Source organism: Bradyrhizobium sp. NBAIM03 (genome assembly GCF_020194055.1).
GTDB classification, from domain to species: Bacteria; Pseudomonadota; Alphaproteobacteria; order Rhizobiales; family Xanthobacteraceae; genus Bradyrhizobium; species Bradyrhizobium yuanmingense.
The window spans coordinates 1-797 of the sequence record NZ_JADYVS010000096.1 but is presented as its reverse complement, the minus strand read 5'-3'; the positions used below and the strand labels follow the sequence as shown (position 1 = coordinate 797).

Here is a 797-nt window from a genome sequence, read left to right as displayed (position 1 = left end):
TGCCGAGCGACAAGCCGAACTCCTTCCCGTGCCATACTTCCACGTCGTCTTCACCTTGCCGGCGCCGGCCAGAGAGATTGCTTTCCAGAACAAGGCGGTGGTCTATGCCATTCTGTTCCGCTGCGCGGCCGAGACGCTCACCACCATCGCGGCCGACCCCAAGCATCTCGGCGCTCAGCTCGGTGTGACCGCCGTCCTCCATACTTGGGGTCAGCCCCTGCAACACCATCCGCATATCCACTGCGTCGTACCTGGTGGTGGACCTTCACTCGACGGCACACACTGGGTCGCTTGCCGGCCCGGCTTCTTCCTGCCGGTGCGCGTCCTCTCCCGGCTGTTCCGCCGCCTGTTTCTGCAAGAGCTGCAAGCTGATTTCGCGGCTGGTCAGCTGGGTTTCTTTGGCGATCTCGTCCATCTCGCCGATCCCGCCGCATTCGCCGAGCGCCTCGCCCAACTTCGACGGACCGACTGGGTCGTCTACGCCAAGCCGCCATTCGGCGGGCCCGAACAGGTGCTGGCTTGTCTCAGCCGCTATACGCATCGCGTCGCCATCGCCAACAGTCGGCTGATCTCGCTTGCCGCCGACGACAAGGTGAGCTTTGCCTGGAAGGACTTTCGGCAGAATCGTAAAGCCAAAGTGATGACCCTTAATGCCGGTGAGTTCATTCGTCGCTTTCTCCTGCACACCCTGCCGGACGGCTTCCATCGCATCCGCCACTATGGCTTCCTCGCCAATGGCGGGCGCAACGATAAAATCGTCCTCTGCCGTCAACTCCTTGCCGTCCGCAACGCTCCGA

General features: G+C 62.5%; 1 protein-coding gene. It reads left to right on the top strand.

Annotation, left to right across the window (positions count from 1 at the left end):
- The coding region (locus tag I6F21_RS37555; protein WP_225184361.1) for a transposase at window positions 1-797 on the top strand (797 nt) is incomplete at both ends.